Source organism: Flavobacterium sp. W1B, from assembly GCF_047344965.1.
GTDB lineage: Bacteria > Bacteroidota > Bacteroidia > Flavobacteriales > Flavobacteriaceae > Flavobacterium.
In genome coordinates, this window is record NZ_CP178845.1 from 2,028,798 (window position 1) to 2,050,439 (window position 21,642).

Below are 21,642 nucleotides of genomic sequence, written 5' to 3' on the forward strand. Positions count from 1 at the left end.
TAATACTATTTTAAAAATGAAAAAAAGATATTTACTCTACACTACGCTACTACTCGTATTCGGCCTATATTCTTGTGAGAAAGACACTCCTTCCTATGAAAAGTTGTCCGATTCTAAAGAAGGTGCTTTGGTTTATACTGCGAAAGCCAGAAATGGTATTCAAACATTGAAAACTTTTTCTTTTGAAGAAGATATGTATTTACCACAGGATACCGTTTCGTTTAATGCGGCAATTGGATCTTTAGGGCTTCCTGCTTCTGATATTGATGTAACTTACTCTATTAATAACAGAGCATTAGACAGTATAAATGTAATTCGCGAACTAAATGGACAAAAAAAATACAAACCATTTCCTGAAGATGCTTATACTATAAGCAGTTTGAAACTGACTATTCCAAAAGGAAAGGAATATTCTAATTCTTTGGAACTTGTATATAATCCTGAAAAGTTTGAGAAGGATAGTAATTATTTAATCGCCTTTAGTATCGTTGATGCTTCTGGCTATACTATCAATCCTGAAGTAAAAACAGTCATCTACGCTGTTACCGAAGCAATTGGGGTGCCAAGTAACTATACAAAAACCAACTGGGCCGTTATCAATTTTAGTACACAAGAAAGTACTGGTGAAGGGACGAATGGGTTTGCATCACTTATTATAGACGGAAAATTAGATACCTTTTGGCATTCTTGCTGGACTTGCGCTACTGCACCAACTTTTCCGCATTCTATTACTGTAGATATGAAAAATGCGCAGAAAGTGAACGGTATCGAATTTGCACAACGCCAACCTGGTGCTGCTCGGGCTGTCAAACTTATAGAACTAGAGGTTAGTGATGATAATGTGAATTGGAGAACACTTGGAGAATTTACTCTTGGTAGTGGCGCTGCACCTCAGTCAGTTGCGTTTCAAAAATTGGAAACTTTTCGATATTTCAAAACTATTATAAAAACTGGTTATAACGATGGCGGTGCTGGGTATACTGCTTTAAGTGAAGTAAGTCCTTATGTTTTAAAATAAAAACAAAGGTTCAGAACAGATTCTGGCCTCTAAGCGAGGGCGTTGAAAAGCCTTTAAGAAGTCAGTTTTTATTAAAAGAGTAGAAAATCTTAATTTTCTACTCTTTTTTTTTGTAGTAAATAAAAGATGTTTAAGCGGAAGCTGGGTTTTGATTGTTTATCTAAAATTAAGATTAATGGCTCTGTGGTTTATTGACTATAAAATAAATCGAATTAGAATTTTTAGTCTAATTATTTTATGGTATATGCTAAAATTTATCGAAAAAATTATTTTAACAAGATTTTTTGTGTTCGATAACATAAATATTATGTGTTCGAACACATTTTTATTGTGTTTTCTTGTTTTATTAAAATTTAATATATAGTTTCGTCATTCTTAAGCAAAAGGTTAACAAAAAAACAACACTAAAAGTGAAGTTTTTTTAGGATGAATTGTATGTGAATAGATTATGGTGTAGGGTATTTTCCTGGGGGTTAGCATGTTGTGGTTTTCTTTTATTTAAAAGATGTTAACAAAGACTTTGTCGATGTTAAGGGATTAATTTTTTTGAAAACAGATACGAAATATAATAAGTAAATGACCAAACAAAAATCAATATTAACTAATACTAATTCACAAGTATGAATTTATTAAACAAAAGCAAGCCGACTAATTTATGGGTAAATGCTATTTCGCAAAAAGCCATTAAATTAACGAGTCTATCATTGTTAACATTAGCGATTCCTATTTCGGCTTCGGCAGCTGAAAAAAATATTTCTGGAATAACTTTTAAAGAAAGTAATAGTCTTTTTGTTAATGCTATAGAGAAATTAGAAACTAATACTAGTTTTCAACAGACACAAAGAAGAGTTACCGGTACTGTGTATGATAAAAATGGGGAATCTTTGCCAGGTGCTAATATCGTAGCAAAGGGTACTAAGGCTTCTACACAAACTAATATTGATGGTACTTTTACATTAGATGTTCCAAGTAACGCAACTACCTTAATTGTTTCTTTTGTTGGTATGGAAGACCAAGAAGTTGCGGTTAAGGATACTCCGCTTAGAATTGTTTTAGTTGAAGCAGGACAAAAACTGGAGGAAGTTGTGGTGATGGGATACAACCGTGTGAAGAAAGAAAGTCTTACAGGTTCATTGCAAACTCTTGATAATAAAAAATTATTGGATGCTACTACATCATCTGTTGAGAATTTATTGGCTGGTAAGGCAACAGGAGTTTATGTAAATACAGGTTCAGGTCAGCCAGGAGGTAATGCTAAGATTGTTATCCGTGGAAAAAGTACTGTAAATGGAAGTACAGATCCTCTTTGGGTTGTTGATGGTGTTATTGTGGGGTCAGGTTCAAGTAATATTAATCCTTCGGATATCGAAACAATGACAGTTCTTAAAGATGCTGCTTCTACTGCTGTTTATGGTTCGCAAGGTGCAAATGGTGTTATTGTAGTGACCACTAAAAGCGGTAAGTCAGGAAAAGCTGTTATAAATGTATCAACTAAGATGGCTGCAACTACTTTAAATACGGGTAATTTCAAGATAATGAATAGTGCTGAATTGTACGACTTATATGATTCATTTCCTAATAAGGGGCAATTTTCAACTAATAAATGGTGGACTCCGGAGTTGAGAAACCAAAACTTTGATTGGTGGGATACTGCTACAAGAACAGGTTTGGTAAGGGATCATAATATATCTATAAGTGGAGGAAATGAAAATTTTAAAACTTATATGTCATTAGGAGCTTATGATGAAACAGGAGCTGTAAAAGGATACGATTTTAATCGTTATAATTTACTTATGAAAATCAGTTATAAAGTAAATGATTGGTTAACGGTACGCCCTCAAGTAAATGCAACCCGTAAAGATGTCTTAGATAAGCAACATTCTGTAGGTGCTATGTATGGTAATATGCCATGGGATAGCCCTTATTTAGCGGATGGTTCTTTGGTTGGGAATGCTCCAAATCCTACTTGGGTAAATACTACTGGATCTAACTATTTGTATGATTTACAATGGAATTATGGTGAGTCGCAAACCTATGACGTAAGAAGTAACTTTGATTTTGATGTCAAATTTAATGACTGGTTGACATTTACATCTACTAATAATTACATTTTCTCAAATGGAGAGTCAATGTACTATTCAGATCCACGTTCTTCAAGTGGTTTGGCTGTACAAGGTAGAATTCAACAAGATGGTTCATCATATAATAGAGCATATACGAATCAACTTTTTAAATTTAACAAATCGTTTGGTAAGCACGCTGTGAATGCCATTGCTGGTTATGAGTGGAACGAATACAACTCTAAATGGACTACAGGAATTGCTACTGGATTTGCTCCAGGATTTATTGTAGGTGATGTTGCTTCTATTCCTGAAAAAGTAAGAGGAAATAGGTCTCAATGGGCGGTACAATCTTTATTGACTAATACCAACTATTCTTATGATAATCGTTATTTGGGACAATTCTCAATTAGAAGAGATGGAGCTTCTAATTTTGGACCTAATGCACAATATGGAAATTTCTTTTCTGTAAGTGGTGGATGGAACATTCATAATGAGTCATTTTTTAAAGCAGATTATATTACAAATCTTAAACTAAGAGCTAGTTATGGTTCTGTAGGAAATCGTCCTAATAGTTTGTATCCGCACCAAGCGCTATATTCGCTTACTACAGGATATAATGAAAACCCGGGAGCACTTATTTCTCAAATATCCAATCCTGATTTAAGTTGGGAGAAAACATTTACGACCGGAATAGGATTAGATGTTTCTTTCTTGAAGCGTTTTAACTTGACTTTAGATTATTACGATAAAAACACTTCTGATTTATTATATCAAGTGCCTTTACCTGGTGTAATTGGAGTTACAAGTATCTGGAAAAATGTTGGAGCTGTAAGCAACAAAGGTTTTGAAGCTGCCCTTAATGTTGAAATCATTAATAACGATGACTGGAAATGGTCAGTAGATGCAAATATCGGTTTCAATAAAAATAAAGTAACAAGTTTATATGGCGATAGAACCCAAATAATTGTAGGAGACGGTAGTGGTATTGCTGGATCGGCTTCGAAATTATTAAAACCAGGATTGGATGTAGATACTTGGTACTTACCGGAATGGGCAGGGGTAGATCCTACTACAGGAAAGCCACAATGGTTTGGGACTAATACGGCAGGGGAACGCGTGAAGACATTCAGTTATAGTGAAGCTGCGAAAGCCCCAGTTGTAAAAGGAGCTTATACACCTGATTTCTTTGGAGGATTCTCAACTAATTTAGTTTACAAAAATTTTGATTTATCAGCTGTTTTTAGTTATTCTGTTGGAGGTCAAATCTATAATTATGCAAGAGCAGAATTTGATTCTGATGGAGCTTATACCGATCGTAACCAAATGAATTTGCATAGCGGATGGAACCGTTGGGAAAAAGAAGGAGATATAGCTACACACCCTCAGGCTTCTTATAACAATTCAAGTAATTCAAACAAGGTGTCTTCACGTTTCTTAGAAACAGGGACATACTTGAAAATGAGAAACCTTACATTTGGATATAACGTTCCATCAATTAATGCATTAGGTTCAACTAATATCAGATTGTTTGTATCTGGAGAGAACTTATTTACAATCACACACTTTTCTGGTGTTGATCCTGAAATTCCGCCAGCAAATGGTCAAATTACAGGAGTTGCTACTTCTGTATATCCACAGACTCGTAGAATTGTGTTAGGACTTAATGTTACACTTTAAACTAAAATCATGAAAAAAATATTTATATTAATTCTATCCGTTTCATTTTTGTCTTCTTGCGAATTAGAAAGGGATCCATTTAATTCCTATACTGAGGATAAAATTCTGGCTGATAAAGAAGCCTCAATCGATGTGCTTTTGAATGGCTGTTATGCACAACTTAAAGGTTGGTCGGATGTTATGCACCGTGTTGGAGAGTATCCGGGGGATAATATGATGATTAGAGGAACATCTACAGATTCATTTTATTCTTTTATCTCCTATCAACACATTCCAAACAACGATAGATTATCCGTTTTCTGGAATAACAGTTATAAAATTATTTCGCAATCAAGTGATTTAATAAAAATTATTCCTGAAGGAGAAAATAGCCAAATTGATCAAAAATTAGGAGAAGCCTATTATTTAAGAGGAATGATTTATTTTTATTTAAGTCGTGCTTATGGAAGACCTTATTATGATTCTCCAGAAACTAATTTAGGCGTGCCAATTGTAAATGGTATGCCGGCTAGTATCGACAATTTGAATCTTCCGGATCGTGCTACGGTAAAAGACACTTATGCGCAAGCGATTAGCGATTTGAGAAAAGGGGAGGCTTTAATGAATGAAAATAGAAATGCTGCCTATGCTACAAAAGAAGCTGCTCAGGCAATGCTTTCTAGAGTGTATTTATATATGAGCGGTACTTATGAAAATCCAAATCAACAATACGCTGATCTTTCTATTGAGTATTCTAATAAAGTAATCAATAGCGGAAGATACAATTTGTTAGGAAGATCAGAGTTCATGAAATACAATACTTATGCTCCTGATGATGCTGCACAAACGGAAACAATTTTCGCCGTAAAACGTGTCGCTTCAGAATATTCTGGATACGATCATTATTATGGAATTGGTGGTATGTATGCGAATATCCAAGGTCAAGGTTGGGGAGAAATGTATGCTAGTGCTGAGTATTTAGATTTATTGCGTAAAGCAGGTAAAAAGAATGATGCGCGTTGGGCATTTATCGATCCGCAATACGAACTTGATGCTTCAAAAAATAAAACGGAAGCTTTCCGTTTCATTTATGATTTAAAAGACAATAGCGGGACACAAACGGGTTACAACTATTTACAAGCACCTCTTGAGCGTAATGGCGATGGTTCGTTTTTTATAACTATAAGTAGCGTTAAATATAATTTAACAGTAGTTGATGCTAGTGAAAATAGTTACTCAATCAATTATCAAGGTAAAACCTATGTTGGAGAAAAAGACTATATGATGCTATTGAATCGTGTTTATCCAATGTATTATGTTACTAAATGTTCTTTGCAAAATAATGATTCGCATTTGCATTCTCCAATTATTTCAAGATTGGGTGAAATGTATTTGAACTTGGCGGAGGCTTATGCTAAAAAAGCGGACTATCAAAATGCACGTACTAACCTAAACGTAATTAGAGAAAGAGCAATTGTTGGTGGTGGATATACTTCATTGACAAGTACAAATGCTTCTCAATTAATAGATCAGGAACGTCAATTAGAATTAGCTTTTGAAGCACATAGAGGTTACGATGTGTATAGAAACGGACAAACGATGACTCGTCATTACCCAGGACCTCATACTCCTATGGTAGATTATCCGGCTTCTAGCTTGAGAGTGGTACAATACATTCCACAATCTGAAATAAATGCTTATCCGGGGATTTTAACACAAAATCCATAACCGCATACTTTTTAAGTAGTTTAATACCCCTTTTAATTTTGTTGATTAGAAGGGGTATTTTTAAAAGAACAATAAATTTTGTTTTGCCATTAACTATTAACCCAAAAAAATGAAAAAAATATATTACTTATTTTTTGCTTTTTTATCAGTGACAATTTCTTCTGCTAATAATAATGATAGTACAGAAATAGTAACTGGCAAAAAAAATCCAAAAACTTTAATTTCAATTCCTTTAGCGGGTAATGCTTACAGTTCTAAACACCTTGATGGGAGTAGAACTATTACTAATAAGGGAATAGAAAATTGGACAAATTCTGATGAGTATTTCACTACTTATTTTAGAGTTTCTAAACCTGGAACCTTTCAAATTAATATCGAAGAATCGGTGATTATTGAAGGGAAATCAGAATTGGAATTTTCAATCAACAACATTTCCAAAAAAGTAAAATTGGATGCTTCTTCTAAGAAAAAAGCGATTGTGGTAGGAAGTTGGAAAATTGATAAAGAAGGTTATGTTGCCATTGTAATTAAAGGTATAAATAAAACGGCAAAAAACTTTCCTTCTATTAGTCGTTTGGCTATTAGTAGTAATGATTTTGATGGAACAATTGCCTATGTGCCTAATAACGAAGGAAGTTTTTACCATTGGGGCCGACGTGGACCATCGGTACACTTAAACTATCAGGTTCCTGAAACGGTAAATGCCGAATGGTATTATAACGAACTGACTGTGCCTGTTGGTGAAGACAAAATTGGTTCCTATTACATGGCAAATGGTTTTGGTGAAGGATATTTTGGTATCCAAGTTAATTCAGCCAAAGAACGTAGAGTTTTGTTTTCAGTTTGGAGCCCGTTTACCACGGATGATCCTAAAAGTATTCCTGAATCGCATAAAATAAAGTTATTAAAAAAGGGAGAGAAGGTGACTACTGGAGAATTTGGTAACGAAGGTTCAGGCGGTCAAAGCTATTTGAAATACAATTGGATCACTGGAAATACTTATAAGTTTTTGCTTAAAGGGACTCCTCAAGGCAATAATTCTACGACTTATACAGCCTATTTTTTTGCGCCAGAGATCGGTCAATGGCAATTAATAGCAAGTTTCAATCGTCCACAAACCAATACTTATTTGAAACGTTTTCATTCGTTTTTAGAAAATTTTATTCCTGAACAAGGAGATTTTTCTCGAATGGTTTTATTCAACAATCAATGGTATTGTGATGATAAAGGAAATTGGAAAGAATTGAACACCGCTAAATTCTCTGTGGATAATACAGCTAAACAAGGTTATAGAATGGATTATTCCGGAGGTTTAAATTCAAATGGGTTTTATCTTAAAAACGGAGGTTTCTATAATGATTATTCTGTTCCGGGAGCTACCTTTGCGAGACCTGTTACAAATAATAAACCTAATATAGATTTCAGTAAATTGCCTTAAGTTAAATAAGTGCAATCAAAAATATACAAAGACATAAGTTGCTGGTCAATAAATGATTATCGACTTTAATTTTTAACCTTTAATAAATAAATTAATTTGACATGAAAAGTAGTATTTTTAAATTTTTTCTAATAGCCTGTCTATTCTTAGGCTGGGCTAGTGCATCTGCCCAGATGATTAAAACTCCAACGCCAAAAAGGGCAAAAGGACAAACTGATGTATTGCGTTTGGCACTTGATCCAATTCCTACAGTTCGTGTAGCATTTATTGGTTTGGGAATGCGCGGACCTGGAGCGGTAGAGCGTATGACACATATTCCAGGAGTTGAAATTGTAGCTCTTTGTGATATGTTAGAAGACAGAACGCAAAAAGCAAATGAAATTTTAGTTAAAGCTGGTCTTCCAAAGGCACAAGAGTTTTCTGGAGAAAATGCTTGGCGCAAAGTAACTGCTCTTCCTAACGTTGATCTTGTTTACATCGCAACAGATTGGAAACACCATGCAGAAATGGGAGTGCAAGCAATGAAAGATGGTAAAAACGTAGCGATCGAAGTTCCTGGAGCTATGACAATGAAGGAGATCTGGGATCTTATCAATACTTCAGAGAAAACTCGTAAGCACTGTATGATGTTAGAGAACTGTGTATACGATTTCTTTGAGTTGACTACATTAAACATGGCTCAACAAGGTTTGTTTGGAGAAATTCTTCATGCTGAAGGTGCTTATATCCACGGTTTACAACCATTTTGGGGAGCATATTGGGATAACTGGAGAATGGATTACAACAAGAAACATCGTGGGGATATATACGCTACGCACGGGATGGGACCAGCTGCACAAGCATTAAACATTCACCGTGGAGATAAAATGAACTACTTAGTTTCTATGGATACTAAAGCAGTTGGAAATCCCGCTTACATCAAAGAAAAAACGGGCGAAGATGTGAAAGACTTCAGAAATGGAGATCACACAATGACTATGATTCGTACCGAAAAAGGAAAAACAATCCAAATTCAACACGATGTAACTTCACCTCGTCCTTACAGTCGTATGTATCAATTAAGCGGAACTAAAGGTTTTGCTAATAAATACCCACAAGAAGGTTATGCATTAGACGCAAAAGAAATTGGTTCTGATGTTGCTCCTAACCACGAAAAACTAAACGCTCATAGTTTTGTACCTGCTGAAGTGAAAAAAGCTTTGATGGAAAAATACAAGCATCCTATAGTTAAAGGAATCGAGGAACAAGCGAAAAAAGTAGGTGGTCACGGTGGCATGGATTTCATCATGGATTACCGTTTAATCTATTGTCTTCAAAAAGGACTTCCATTAGATATGGATGTTTATGATTTAGCTGAATGGTCTTGTCTTGCTCCATTAACTGAGATTTCACTTGACAATAATTCTGCACCTGTTGAAATTCCTGATTTCACACGTGGAGGTTGGAACAAGCTTAAAGGTTTAGAATTTGCTAAATAATAATTTTGCATAAGTTTGGGAGAATTGCTTTTTTAGTTTTTCTTTCTGAATCCAAAAATAAAAACACCATTATGAATTCATAATGGTGTTTTTTTTATTTACTGTTTTTATTGGTTAATTTCATAAAACAGCTATTTTTATTGACTCGAGCAGTACTGAGATTGTTCTGAATGAATATGATTTCAGATTATATTTTTTTTGTAAAAGATTAGGCATAAAAAACTGGTAGGTACTGGTCCGTGTTTTTGTTGCTTTGTTTTACTTTTGGTTTTCAGAATTTAGTAAATAAAGATAAAAATTAAAGCTGATATCATATTTAAAGTTAATTATATAATGGAATTATTTGGTTTATTGACTGACGGGCAAGTTGTTAATTCTGTTGAATTGATTAACGAAAATGGAATGAAATTGAAGCTTATCAATTATGGAGCTACTATAACATCTTTGAAAATTCCTAAAAAAGGAGGCGGATTCGTAGATGTAGTGTTAGGGTTTGATACTTTAGATGCGTACTTAAAATCATTTGAATTAGCTGGTGCTCCTTATTTTGGATCAACTGTTGGCAGATTTGCAGGCAGAATAAATCAAGGTATATTTGGTTTGAATGGGACAAAGTTTCATTTGAATACAAATAATAATGGGCATTCCTTGCATGGTGGAATTAGTAATTTTAGCCAAAAAGTTTGGAAAGTTGAAAATGTAAAAGAAGGCAAAAATCCATCGGTAAGTCTGTCTTATTTTAGTCCTGACAAAGAGGAGAATTATCCAGGGGATTTATTGGTAACGCTAACTTTTACTTTGACAGAAGAAAACGAATTGATTTTGGATTATAAGGCAAGCACCAGCGAAGATACTGTTGTTAACCTGACACACCACAGTTATTTCAATCTAGACGGACATGATTCAAATATTGCCGATCAGGATTTAATTGTAAATTCCTCGAAAATATTGGAGAAAACGAATGAAAATATTCCAACAGGTAAATTTTTGGATGTGGCAAACGGGACTTTCGATTATAGAACAGCGAAAAAATGTCCTACTAATATTGATGATACTTTTGTTTTAGAAAACCAAAATGAATTTGCGGCTTCACTTTTTAATAAAGCCAACGATTTAAAAATGACAGTCTATACAAATCAGCCGGGAGTTCATATTTATGTTGGAGGAAGTTGCGGTTCCATAAAGGGAAAAAATGATGCTTTGTACCATTCATTAAGCGGAATATGTTTTGAAACACAAAACTTCCCTGACGCTCCCAATCAGGATCATTTCCCGAGTCCAGTTTTGAAAAAGGGCGAAACTTATCATCAGGAAACCAGATATAAATTCGAAATGGTTCAATAAACCAGATTCGTTTTTTATCATAATTAAAGAAAATAAAAACACTAAGAAAACACAAGATAATGAATGATGTTTTAATAAATAAAACGACAAGCTATTTTCAAAATGCATTTGGTTCATCCCCTGAAAAAGTAGTACTCTCTCCAGGGAGAATAAATATAATTGGTGAGCACATAGATTATAATGACGGCTATGTTTTGCCGGCGGCAATTGATAAAATTATATGTTTTGCTTTCAAGAAAAACAATTCCAATAGTTCTAGAATAATTGCCATTGATTTTGATGATGAATTTGAAATTGATCTTACAGAAATACCTCAGTTAGAGGAAAAAGTTTGGACTAATTACCTTCGAGGTGTAATCAATCAATTGAAAATAAATGGTTTTGAATTTAAAGGTTTCGACTGTGTTTTTAGCAGCAATATCCCTATTGGTTCCGGTTTATCTTCATCAGCAGCCTTAGAATGCGGTTTTTTATTTGGGATAAACGAGCTTTTTAATTTAAACATAAAACCAATAGATATTGCCCTTATGGGACAAAAATCAGAGCATTGGGTTGGAATCAATTGTGGTATTATGGACCAGTTCTCTAGTGTTATGGGAGTTGAGAATAAAGTTATAAAAATTGATTGCAAAACATTAGAATACGAATATCATGAAGCAGATTTCAGCGATTATTCGTTGATTTTATTTGATAGCAATGTAACGCATTCGCTGTTTACTTCGGCTTATAATAAAAGACGAGAAGAATGTGAAACGGGATTAACGATTATTAAAAACCATTTTGCGGAAGTTAATAGTTACAGAGATTGTACCGTAAGTCAAGTTTTGAGTTTAAAAAATGAAATGAGTGAAGATGTTTTCAAAAGAAGTCATTTTGTTGTAAACGAAATTAGCAGAGTTACTCAAGCTTGTGAAGCATTGGACAATGGAAATATCAAGCTTTTAGGGCAGCTAATGTTAGAGACACATGAAGGTTTGTCTTCAGAATATGAGGTAAGTTGTGCCGAACTTGATTTCTTGGTAAATACATTAAAAACAGAAAAAGCAGTTGTAGGTTCGAGATTAATGGGTGGCGGTTTTGGCGGTTGCACCATCAACTTGATTCAAAAAGGACATGAAGAAGAAATTAAGGATAAATTGAGCCAATTGTATTTTGAAGAATTTGGAATAGAATTAAAAATCTATGATGTTAAAATAGGAAACGGAACATCACTTTATACTAAGAATTAAATGAGAAAGTTTGATATCAACGAAGATCCGCACAGACGTTATAATCCCTTAATTAACGAATGGGTTTTGGTTTCTCCACACCGATCAAAACGACCTTGGCAGGGACAAAATGAAACACTGCCGTCTGATTCTTTGCCTGAATATGATCCAACTTGTTATTTGTGTCCGGGAAATCTACGTATCAACGGAGAACTTAATCCTTCGTACGAAAACAGTTTTGTTTTTGAGAATGATTTTGCGGCTTTAAAACAAGAAGAAATTGCTTTTGAGGATACTAAAGTGGATACTTTTTTCAAGGCGCAACCCGAGAGAGGAATTTCTAGAGTTGTTTGCTTTTCGCCAAAACACAATCTTACTTTACCTCAAATGTCGGTTGTTTCCATCGAAGATGTGATTCATACTTGGCAAAGAGAATATACCGATTTGGGTAAGATAGATTACATTAATCACGTTCAGATTTTTGAAAATAAAGGAAGTGTAATGGGCTGCAGTAATCCGCATCCACACGGGCAAATATGGGCACAATCATCATTGCCAACCGAAGTGGAAAAAACCCAGAATAATCTAAAGGCTTATTTTGATAAACATAAGACCAATCTTTTATTGGATTATTTACAGCAAGAATTAAATCTAAAAGAGCGTATTGTTATCGAAAATGAGCATTTTGTGGCATTGGTTCCTTTTTGGGCAATTTGGCCTTTTGAAACCATGATAATCAGCAAGCGTCATATTGAAAAAATCACTGATTTTAGCGAAGCGGAAGTAACCGGATTTGCAAAAATTTTGAAGCAATTGACCATAAAATATGACAATCTTTTTGAGACTTCATTTCCGTATTCTTCAGGAATTCATCAAGCGCCAACAGATGGAGAGTTGCATCCGGAATGGCAATTTCACATGCATTTTTATCCGCCTTTATTGCGCTCGGCAACCGTTAAGAAATTCATGGTTGGTTATGAAATGATGGGCGAATCGCAAAGGGATATTACACCCGAAAAGAGTGCCGAATTGCTAAGATCTCAATCCGAGATTCATTATAAAGATCAAAAATAAATTGATGCTGATTTAAGTCGTGTGGTTTTCTTATTAAAAAGGAATCCGTGATAGGCATTTATATAAATTAAAAAACAAATTATGAGAATATTAGTTACAGGAGGTTTAGGTTTCATTGGTTCCCATACGGTTGTTGAATTGCAAAATGAAGGTTTTGAAGTTATAATTATCGATAATCTTTCTAATTCTTCTGAAGAAGTTTTAAAAGGGATTGTAGCCATCACGGGTACGATGCCTATTTTTGAAAAATTAGATTTAAGAGATAAAAAATCGGTTCAAGACTTTTTTGCAAAATATCAAGATGTAAAAGGTGTTATTCATTTTGCTGCTTCAAAAGCGGTTGGTGAAAGTGTTGAAAATCCATTGTTGTATTATGAAAACAATATCAATGCGTTAGTGTATTTGCTTCAGGAATTGGAGAAGAAAGAAGATGCTAGTTTTATTTTTAGTTCTTCTTGCACCGTTTATGGTCAGGCCGAAACAATGCCTATCACCGAGAATGCATCCATTCAAACAGCAATGTCTCCTTATGGAAATACCAAACAAATTGGTGAAGAGATTATTACCGATGTAGCCAAAGTGAGTAGCATTAATGCTATTTTATTGCGTTACTTTAATCCGGTTGGTTCACATCCTTCGGCCGAAATAGGAGAATTGCCTATTGGAGTTCCGCAAAACTTGGTGCCATTTATTACCCAAACAGGTTTTGGTCTGCGTGATGTTTTATCGGTTTATGGAGATGATTATCCTACTGCTGATGGAACGGCGGTTCGCGATTACATTCATGTGGTCGATTTGGCTAAAGCGCACGTTATTGCTTTGCAAAGATTGGTAAACAAAAAGAATGAGACTAAGGTTGAAACTTTTAATCTGGGTACGGGTAAAGGAAGTTCTGTTTTAGAAGTAATTCACGCTTTTGAGAAAGTAAGCGGTAAAAAACTGCCTTATAAGATTGTTCCTCGTAGAGAAGGTGATATTACTGAAGCTTATGCCAATACGGATAAAGCAAACAAGATTTTGGGATGGAAAGCCAAATCTACTTTGGAAGAATCGATAGCAAGTGCTTGGAAATGGGAACAAAAGATTAGAGGATAAGAATCATTAATCTGAATGAAAATAAAGTTGCCCATAGAACGAGAATCTATATTTCTATTTGTACTTTTCGGCTTGAAAAAGGCCAAGGTTTATCAAAAGTAGAAAGGCTATCGTTTGGTTGTGGTACTTTATAATTAAAATAATAATTAAATAAACATTATAAGCTAAAAAGCATGGAAACACATTTTGGATTTATTGATTACTTGGTTTTTGCAGCATATGCCGTGCTGATTTTAGGTGTTGGATTGTGGGTTTCTCGAGAGAAGGAAGGTCATCAAAGAAATGCCGAAGACTATTTTCTTGCCAGTAAATCTTTGCCTTGGTGGGCAATTGGCTCTTCATTGATAGCCGCAAATATTTCTGCAGAACAATTCATCGGTATGTCCGGTTCTGGTTTTGCTTTAGGATTAGCTATTGCTTCTTATGAGTGGATGGCTGCTTTTACATTGATTATCGTTGGAAAATACTTTCTGCCTATTTTCATTGAAAAAGGTATTTATACTATTCCGGAATTTGTAGAAAAAAGATTCTCGACTAATCTTAAAACAATTTTGGCTGTTTTTTGGATCGCTTTATATGTTTTTGTGAATCTAACCACTGTTTTATATTTAGGAGGTTTAGCCATAGAAACCATTCTAGGTGTCGATATGATGTATGCAGTTATTGGATTGGCTCTTTTTTCAGCAGCATATTCTCTATACGGAGGATTATCTGCCGTTGCTTGGACAGATGTTATCCAAGTTGTGTTCTTAGTCCTTGGAGGATTAGTAACAACTTATTTAGCCTTAAATACGGTATCTGATGGTGCGGGAATGATAGAGGGATTAAAAGTAATTTACGAGGCTGCACCGGAACGTTTTGTTATGATTCTAGATGAAACCAATCCAGAATATATGAATCTTCCAGGAATTGGAGTATTGGTTGGTGGATTATGGGTTGCAAATATCTATTATTGGGGTTTCAACCAATATATTATTCAAAGAACTTTGGCGGCTAAATCTTTGGCTGAGGCCCAAAAAGGAATATTATTGGCTGGTTTCTTAAAACTGATTATTCCATTGATCGTTGTGATTCCTGGTATAGCAGCTTATGTAATGGTAAATGATCCTGCAATTATGGCTCGTTTAGGTGTTTCTGGATTAGAGAACTTACCAGGTGTTGGTACGGCTGATAGAGCGTATCCATGGCTATTGCATTTCTTGCCTGCGGGCTTAAAAGGATTAGCTTTTGCTGCTTTGGCAGCGGCAATTGTATCTTCATTGGCTTCGATGTTGAACTCAACTTCAACGATCTTTACAATGGACATTTACAAGCAGTACATTAATAAAAATGCTAGTGATAAAACAACCGTAAATGTTGGTCGTCTTTCAGCTGGTATCGCATTGTTGATTGCCGTAATTATGGCACCACTTTTAGGAGGAATAGATCAAGCATTTCAATTCATCCAAGAATATACGGGTATCGTGAGTCCTGGTATTTTGGCAGTATTTATATTAGGTCTTTTTTGGAAAAAAACGACAAACAAAGCCGCTATTTTGGGTGCATTGTTCTCTATTCCAATCGCTATGTTTTTCAAGGTAGGCCCTAAATCATGGGCTGTAGGAAGTGGTTTCGAATCCATTTTCCCAACACTGCCTTGGATGGACCAAATGGGTTATACTGCGGTTTTGACGATGATATTGATCATTGTTTTAAGTTTGTTCCAAAATAAAGGAGCTGATGACGCAAAAGGAATTCCATTGAAGAAAGAATTGTTCAAAACAAGCCCGCTTTTTAATATTTGCTCGTTTGCAATAATGATAATTCTTGTGGTAGTTTATGCTGTTTTTTGGAAATAATTTAAATTAGTTCAAGTAAAAAAGTGCGATTAAATTCTTTTAATCGCACTTTTTTTTTGGAGTTCTCGCATCTGCGGAAGAGGTCTGTTTTGCTTTTTTTTAGAATTAATATGGTCAATATTCTATTGCAATTGATTTGATTCATTTCTTAACACAGATTAAGTTTTTTCCTTTTTAAGAATCGTAAATTTGTTAAACTAAAAAGCATTACTATGAAAACTAAAAATATAGAATTAATTGTTGCTCCACAAACGCCTCATTTTGTTGGAGATGGATTTCGGGTACATAACTTTATTCCGAGTGTTCATGGCTTAGATATGAAACGAATGAGCCCGTTTATCATGATGGATTATAACTCCAAATACCATTTTCCGCCTTCTGAGATTCCAAAAGGGGTAGGAGTGCATCCGCATCGTGGTTTTGAAACCGTGACAATTGCCTACAAAGGAAAAGTTGCCCATCATGACAGTGCCGGCGGCGGCGGGATTATTGGCGAGGGCGATGTGCAATGGATGACGGCAGCATCTGGAGTTTTGCACAAAGAATTTCATGAAGCCGAATTCAGCAAAACTGGTGGCGAATTTCAGATGGTGCAGCTGTGGGTCAATTTGCCAGCAAAAGACAAAATGAGTTCGCCGAAATACCAGGGAATTACAAACGAAAAAATCAGTAAATTTATTCTTCCTGAAAATGCAGGAATTATTGAAGTAATCGCCGGAAATTATAAGGAAACCAAAGGCGCTGCTTCGACGTTTACACCGGTTCATTTGCAAAATACTAAACTAAACAAAGGCGGAAAAGCAAGTTTTTCTTTTCCGGCTAATTTCAATACCGCTTTATTGTTGATTGAAGGTAGTATTAAAGTAAATGATGCCGAGCTTGTTCCAACCGATCATTTTGCGTTGTTTAAGAATGAAGGCGAAGAATTCAGTATAGAAGCAATGGAAAATGCCACTGTTCTAGTGTTAAGCGGTGAACCAATTGATGAGCCTATTTTTGCCCATGGTCCGTTTGTAATGAATACGCGTGAGGAAATCATTCAGGCAATTGACGATGTGAATTCGGGGAAATTTGGTTATTTGGAAGATTAATTTTTAAAAGATATAAAATGTCAAATATTCAATTAATAATAGAAGAACGCGCAGCCGATATCGGTAATTTTCTCGTTGGGCGTTTGCTACCGTTTCGACAAAAACGAGCCGTTGGACCGTTTGTTTTTCTCGACCACATGGGACCGGCGCATTTATCGAATTATCAAAATCTGGATGTGGGCCCGCATCCGCATATTGGTCTTTCCACGCTTACTTATCTTTTTGAAGGAAGTATCATGCACCGAGATAGCCTTGGGAACGAGATTGAAATTAAACCCGGAGCCGTAAACTGGATGACGGCAGGAAAAGGCATCGTGCATTCTGAAAGAACCCCTGAATATTTGCGGACTTCGGAGAAAATGCTTCATGGCTTGCAAATTTGGGTAGCGTTGCCAATGGAATTGGAAAAAATGGAACCTTCTTTTGTTCATATCGAGGAAAAAGATATTCCCCATTGGACAGAAAATGGTCTTTCGTTTAAATTGATTGCCGGAGAAGCTTTCGGGAAAAAATCCGGCGTGCCTACTTATAGTCCGTTATATTTTATTGAAATTAAGAATACAGCAAGCCAAAAAGTGAATATCGGCAAGGATTTATTTGGCGAAGGTGCCTTGTATGTTCTGGAAGGAAGCATTAAAAGCGAGGGAACCACTTTTGGTGAAAAACAAATTTTAGTTGCCAAAGAAAGTACGCTCTGCGAATTTGAAATGGATGAGAATTCTACCGTTTATATTTTTGGAGGCGAAGCTTTCCCCGAGGAACGTTTTATTTACTGGAACTTTGTCGCCACAGATAAAGCCATTATAGAAGAAGCAAAAGAAAGATGGATTCAGCAAACATTTCCTGAAATTCCCGGAGAGACCGGATTTGTTCCTTTACCAGCACCAACTAAATTTTAAATTATGGAAAAGATAAAAACGCATCTTGGTCAGGAAAAATACAAAATCGAAATCAAATCGGCTACCAATACCATAATTGCCGATGAACCTGTAGAAAAAGGAGGTAAAGATTTAGGATTTAGTCCCAAGGAACTGCTGGCTTCTGCATTAGGTGCCTGTACTTCGGCAACAGTAAAAATTTATGCCGATTATAAAGGTTGGAACTTAACGGATATAAAAGTTGAAGTTACATTGAATTGGGATGATATTGCTTTAAAATCAAATATAACGCGAAATGTTGAACTCTTTGGAGATTTAGATCAGAAACAACGCGAAAGACTTTTAAGGGTGGCAAACAGCTGTCCTGTTCATAAAATTCTTTCTAATCCTGTTGAAATTGAAACTTTCCTAAAATAAAAAGGCAGCTTCATTAGTTGGCGAGATAGGAGTTTTAAATGGAATAATGACTAAATTTGTAAGTAACAATAACTTCAATAAAAAGCCATGAAAAAGTTATTTTTATTTTTTCAGTTACTATTGGTGAGCGTCGTGTCTGCCCAAAAAGATTATCCAATTCCGCCCGCTGCCGAAAACAGATTGTTCTATATTCAGCATGGCCAGAATCACAATACCTATGTTTATGACGCTAATTTTATTGAAACCACTTTTTTGAGTGATTCAGAACCAGTTAGTATTTATAGAATCGTTTATACGGAAGGCGGAGTGAAAAAAGAATTGACAAAGACTCAGCAAAAATTGGCTTACGGACTCAATACCAAAAAAGTTGGTCAAAATCAATATGAACTGAGTTTGGTTTCTTATCCAAAACAAAAATTATATCTCAGAGTTGATAAGAAAGCTAAGGCTTATGTGGAAACTACAATCAATGGAAAAAAAATGATTTTGGACCGAATGTTTTTGCAATCCAACAAGAAATCTTCCGGTTTTAAAGTGAAACTGGATTGTATTTTATTCTTTGGTAAAAATACAGCGGGCGAAAATATTTCGGAGAAATATCTCCTGTAAATTTCAATTATAACAGGATTTACTTAAATTAATCCCAAAATAAAAACTCCATAAATCGGTAAGATCTATGGAGTTTTGTTTGTATTTATATGGCAGAGTTGATTTATTATAAAGTCTATTTTAGTTGACGATTAAAGTTTGAATTTCTGATAAATCATCATTAAACTGAACGAAACTTGTCGGAAATCCGGGTTTTATTTTTCCAATTTCGTTTTCCATATTTATGGCACTTGCTACACGACTAGTAGCCATTTTTATCGCTTCTTCGGCGGAAACATTCAGATGTTTAAAAGCGTTTTGAACCGCATCAATCATTGATATACTGGCGCCGGCTAAATTGCCTTCCTGGTTTCTGTAAAAACCATTTTCCAGATGGGCATCAAAATTTTCCCATTTGAAATTAGTGACTTTTTTTCCTAAGAATGCCGCATCACTTATTAAGAAAAACTTGTCTTTCTTTAATTTGTACGCTATCCTTGCCGCTGCATAATCACAATGGGCACCGTCCAAAATAATAGGCGCATATACGTTTTCATTTTCAAAAGTGGCTCCAACCAATCCGGGTTCTCGATGGCGGAATTGACTCATCGCATTAAATAAATGAGTGACTAACTTGATACCTTTTGAAAAATAATATTGGGCTTGCTTATAAGTCATTTCAGAATGTCCGGCCGAGATGTTAATTCCGCTTTCTAATAGCATATCGATTTGCTCATCAGTAAAACATTCGGGTGCAATAGTGATGATTTTGATGGTATCTTTTCCATAACGGATGATTTCCTCTAATTCAGCATTAGTTGGTTTTCTTACTATAGCCGAGCTGTGTGCCCCTCTTTTTTTTGGGTTTAAAAACGGACCTTCTAAATGCATTCCTAAGACGCCATTGTTGTGTTTGCTCATGTAGTTACGAGTGGCTTCAATTCCTTGGAGAATCGTTTCATTAGAGGAGGACACTAGAGTTGGTAATGTATTAGTGGTGCCGTATTTTAGGCTGGATTGGTAAATGTCCTGAATGGTTTCTTCAGTAGGGAATTCGCTGAAAAAATATTTTTCACCCCCGTTGATTTGAATATCAATAAATCCCGGAGCAAGGTTTTTACCTTTTAAATCAATTTGTTGAATTGCAGACGGAATTTCTTTTTGAACCGAAATGATTTGTCCGTTTTCTATAATTACGACAGCCTTTTCGATTATTTCATCTCCAGTGTGAACGGTGGCGTTAACGATAGCTTGTTTCATTTTTAAAGGTTTATATGGTATTAACCTGAGTTCGGTTATTCATTTTATATCAGTTGTGGTTCTTCTGCTAGGTTTCCAAAAGATCATAGATGCTAAAATACTTTAAATTAATATCTACAAGGTCAAAAAAGACCTTACAGAAAACTAAAAGATGTTTTTTAAATTGAAAATCAGCTGTTTTATTTCAATGTATATTAATCGTAACTCAGGTTTTTTAAATTAAAACCCTCTAGGAATACTGAATTCGTAGAGGGTTAATAATTTTTATTTATTATTTGATTTTCTTTTTTTGGAGGCTTTTTTGAATTTGTCCTTTCCGTCAGTTAACCATTTCAAAGAAAAGCTTACAAACTCATTTTTGGTATGTTCATCTTTTTCAAAAAACACGGCGATATCTCCATTCTTTAATACAGTAAGCGAAGAATAGGCTGAACTTCCCGGATAAATAGTTTTTCCTTCTGACCATGTTTTACCTTCGTCATAACTGATACGAACATTCAAATTCATACGCCCTTTTTCCATTTTTGCATTCGAGAAAATGATTCGGTCTTTATCATAACCATCCGCTTTTGCAGTGTATCTAATAATGCTAGCATTACAACTTGGATCTATCAGCGCAGGCTCTGGCTTAGTTGTCCATGATTTTCCTTTATCTGATGAAGTATGTACATAACGCATTTTTCCACCGTTCACTCTTGCATTAACCATCCAACTTCCGTCGGCTAATTCGATAATTTTAGATTCATCTGCCGGTTTAATTGGCGTATCAATAAAGTACCAAGTTTTACCATGGTCATCACTTCCGAAAATGAATAAACCTTTACTTAGATTCACTAAAGTATGTAAAAGTTTCCCGTCTCTAGTTTGAATTCCGCGACCTGAGGTGATGAATTTAAAGTCTTTATGCCATTCTGGTTTTGCAATTTGGCTTGTAATGTCTTCTGGTTTACTCCAAGTTTTTCCGTTGTCCTTGCTTTTAACTACGTGTAGATAATAAATGTCTCTTTCTTTTTCAAAATCCATGTAATTATAAAAAAGAATGATTTCTTTAGTATCTCTATCTACAATCATAGAAGGATCTGAAGCTGATAGTCCCAATGGAAAATTAACTACCGTTTCAATTCCAGACCAAGTCTTACCATTGTCAGCACTTCGTCTCACAACAATATTAATATCACCGCTTCGGTTTAAATCACCGCAGTTAGGAACGCGCTCATCAATCGCGGCAATAAGATCACCGTTTGGAGCTGTAACAATTGCAGGAATTCTGAAACAGTTCACTCCTTCAACCATTGATGTATTGAATAGATCCTGATGACTAATGACACCTTCGGCTATTTGATGTGTTTTATTTTGAGCTGAAAGGCTCATTACAGTAATTAATATTAACGAGGTGAAAATTTTTTTCATGGTAAAAATAAATTAATGTTATTGTGTGTTTTTTGGTTATTGGATGAAATTAATATTA

The 21,642-nt window shown here is 35.1% G+C and carries 16 protein-coding genes; 14 read left to right on the forward strand and 2 right to left on the reverse strand.

Annotated elements, in window-relative coordinates; translation table 11 throughout:
- Window positions 1-16: 16 nt before the first annotated feature.
- The 14 genes from ACMDB5_RS08810 (at window position 17) to ACMDB5_RS08875 (ending at window position 18,935) form a co-directional block, all read left to right on the forward strand.
- Window positions 17-1,018 (forward strand): BT_3987 domain-containing protein, encoded by a 1,002-nt coding sequence (locus ACMDB5_RS08810; RefSeq protein WP_413997894.1) that lies wholly within the window; start codon window positions 17-19, stop codon window positions 1,016-1,018.
- A 620-nt stretch (window positions 1,019-1,638) separates the two neighbouring features.
- Entirely contained in the window at window positions 1,639-4,758 is a 3,120-nt protein-coding gene (locus ACMDB5_RS08815; protein WP_413997895.1) for a SusC/RagA family TonB-linked outer membrane protein, read from the forward strand.
- 9 nt (window positions 4,759-4,767) lie between these two features.
- The gene (locus ACMDB5_RS08820; RefSeq protein WP_413997896.1) at window positions 4,768-6,465 is read left to right on the forward strand and encodes a RagB/SusD family nutrient uptake outer membrane protein; all 1,698 of its coding nucleotides are present in this window, start codon (window positions 4,768-4,770) and stop codon (window positions 6,463-6,465) included.
- Between the two features lie 109 nt (window positions 6,466-6,574).
- Window positions 6,575-7,903 (forward strand): DUF3472 domain-containing protein, encoded by a 1,329-nt coding sequence (locus ACMDB5_RS08825; RefSeq protein WP_413997897.1) that lies wholly within the window; start codon window positions 6,575-6,577, stop codon window positions 7,901-7,903.
- A 101-nt stretch (window positions 7,904-8,004) separates the two neighbouring features.
- Entirely contained in the window at window positions 8,005-9,381 is a 1,377-nt protein-coding gene (locus ACMDB5_RS08830; RefSeq protein ID WP_413997898.1) for a Gfo/Idh/MocA family protein, read from the forward strand.
- Window positions 9,382-9,714: 333 nt separating this feature from the next.
- Window positions 9,715-10,725, forward strand: a complete 1,011-nt coding sequence (locus tag ACMDB5_RS08835) for an aldose epimerase family protein (protein WP_413997899.1) — start codon at window positions 9,715-9,717, stop codon at window positions 10,723-10,725.
- Between the two features lie 59 nt (window positions 10,726-10,784).
- A complete protein-coding gene (gene galK / locus ACMDB5_RS08840) occupies window positions 10,785-11,954 on the forward strand; it encodes a galactokinase (RefSeq protein ID WP_413997900.1) in 1,170 nt (389 codons plus the stop codon).
- On the forward strand, window positions 11,955-13,007 hold the full coding sequence (gene galT, locus ACMDB5_RS08845) for a galactose-1-phosphate uridylyltransferase (protein ID WP_413997901.1): 1,053 nt from the start codon (window positions 11,955-11,957) through the stop codon (window positions 13,005-13,007). It abuts the gene before it with no gap.
- A gap of 81 nt (window positions 13,008-13,088) precedes the next feature.
- Complete coding sequence (gene galE / locus ACMDB5_RS08850; protein WP_413997902.1) at window positions 13,089-14,102, forward strand: UDP-glucose 4-epimerase GalE; 1,014 nt, start codon at window positions 13,089-13,091, stop codon at window positions 14,100-14,102.
- A 173-nt stretch (window positions 14,103-14,275) separates the two neighbouring features.
- On the forward strand, window positions 14,276-15,940 hold the full coding sequence (locus tag ACMDB5_RS08855; protein ID WP_413997903.1) for a sodium/sugar symporter: 1,665 nt from the start codon (window positions 14,276-14,278) through the stop codon (window positions 15,938-15,940).
- A gap of 212 nt (window positions 15,941-16,152) precedes the next feature.
- Entirely contained in the window at window positions 16,153-17,031 is an 879-nt protein-coding gene (locus tag ACMDB5_RS08860) for a pirin family protein (RefSeq protein ID WP_413997904.1), read from the forward strand.
- 17 nt (window positions 17,032-17,048) lie between these two features.
- On the forward strand, window positions 17,049-17,930 hold the full coding sequence (locus tag ACMDB5_RS08865) for a pirin family protein (RefSeq protein WP_413997905.1): 882 nt from the start codon (window positions 17,049-17,051) through the stop codon (window positions 17,928-17,930).
- Between the two features lie 3 nt (window positions 17,931-17,933).
- Entirely contained in the window at window positions 17,934-18,326 is a 393-nt protein-coding gene (locus ACMDB5_RS08870; RefSeq protein ID WP_413997906.1) for an OsmC family protein, read from the forward strand.
- A gap of 87 nt (window positions 18,327-18,413) precedes the next feature.
- Entirely contained in the window at window positions 18,414-18,935 is a 522-nt protein-coding gene (locus tag ACMDB5_RS08875) for a DUF4833 domain-containing protein (protein ID WP_413997907.1), read from the forward strand.
- 120 nt (window positions 18,936-19,055) lie between these two features.
- Here ACMDB5_RS08875 and nagA read toward each other — a convergent pair whose 3' ends face one another.
- Both nagA and ACMDB5_RS08885 read right to left on the reverse strand, forming a co-directional pair.
- Window positions 19,056-20,174: an N-acetylglucosamine-6-phosphate deacetylase gene (gene nagA, locus ACMDB5_RS08880; RefSeq protein ID WP_413997908.1), complete on the reverse strand. Its 1,119-nt coding sequence runs from the start codon at window positions 20,172-20,174 to the stop codon at window positions 19,056-19,058.
- 264 nt (window positions 20,175-20,438) lie between these two features.
- Window positions 20,439-21,584, reverse strand: coding sequence for a sialidase family protein (locus tag ACMDB5_RS08885; protein WP_413997909.1), 1,146 nt, complete (start codon window positions 21,582-21,584; stop codon window positions 20,439-20,441).
- Window positions 21,585-21,642: the final 58 nt, after the last annotated feature.

Excerpts from the sequence above, each read along its gene's own strand:
- galE (WP_413997902.1), top strand. The coding sequence starts at position 13,089 with ATGAGAATATTAGTTACAGGAGGTTTAGGTTTCATTGGTTCCCATACG.
- galT (WP_413997901.1), top strand. The coding sequence starts at position 11,955 with ATGAGAAAGTTTGATATCAACGAAGATCCGCACAGACGTTATAATCCC.
- ACMDB5_RS08830 (WP_413997898.1), top strand. The coding sequence starts at position 8,005 with ATGAAAAGTAGTATTTTTAAATTTTTTCTAATAGCCTGTCTATTCTTA.
- ACMDB5_RS08820 (WP_413997896.1), top strand. The coding sequence starts at position 4,768 with ATGAAAAAAATATTTATATTAATTCTATCCGTTTCATTTTTGTCTTCT.
- ACMDB5_RS08875 (WP_413997907.1), top strand. The coding sequence starts at position 18,414 with ATGAAAAAGTTATTTTTATTTTTTCAGTTACTATTGGTGAGCGTCGTG.
- nagA (WP_413997908.1), bottom strand. The coding sequence starts at position 20,174 with ATGAAACAAGCTATCGTTAACGCCACCGTTCACACTGGAGATGAAATA.
- ACMDB5_RS08835 (WP_413997899.1), top strand. The coding sequence starts at position 9,715 with ATGGAATTATTTGGTTTATTGACTGACGGGCAAGTTGTTAATTCTGTT.
- ACMDB5_RS08825 (WP_413997897.1), top strand. The coding sequence starts at position 6,575 with ATGAAAAAAATATATTACTTATTTTTTGCTTTTTTATCAGTGACAATT.
- galK (WP_413997900.1), top strand. The coding sequence starts at position 10,785 with ATGAATGATGTTTTAATAAATAAAACGACAAGCTATTTTCAAAATGCA.
- ACMDB5_RS08810 (WP_413997894.1), top strand. The coding sequence starts at position 17 with ATGAAAAAAAGATATTTACTCTACACTACGCTACTACTCGTATTCGGC.
- ACMDB5_RS08865 (WP_413997905.1), top strand. The coding sequence starts at position 17,049 with ATGTCAAATATTCAATTAATAATAGAAGAACGCGCAGCCGATATCGGT.
- ACMDB5_RS08870 (WP_413997906.1), top strand. The coding sequence starts at position 17,934 with ATGGAAAAGATAAAAACGCATCTTGGTCAGGAAAAATACAAAATCGAA.
- ACMDB5_RS08855 (WP_413997903.1), top strand. The coding sequence starts at position 14,276 with ATGGAAACACATTTTGGATTTATTGATTACTTGGTTTTTGCAGCATAT.
- ACMDB5_RS08885 (WP_413997909.1), bottom strand. The coding sequence starts at position 21,584 with ATGAAAAAAATTTTCACCTCGTTAATATTAATTACTGTAATGAGCCTT.
- ACMDB5_RS08815 (WP_413997895.1), top strand. The coding sequence starts at position 1,639 with ATGAATTTATTAAACAAAAGCAAGCCGACTAATTTATGGGTAAATGCT.
- ACMDB5_RS08860 (WP_413997904.1), top strand. The coding sequence starts at position 16,153 with ATGAAAACTAAAAATATAGAATTAATTGTTGCTCCACAAACGCCTCAT.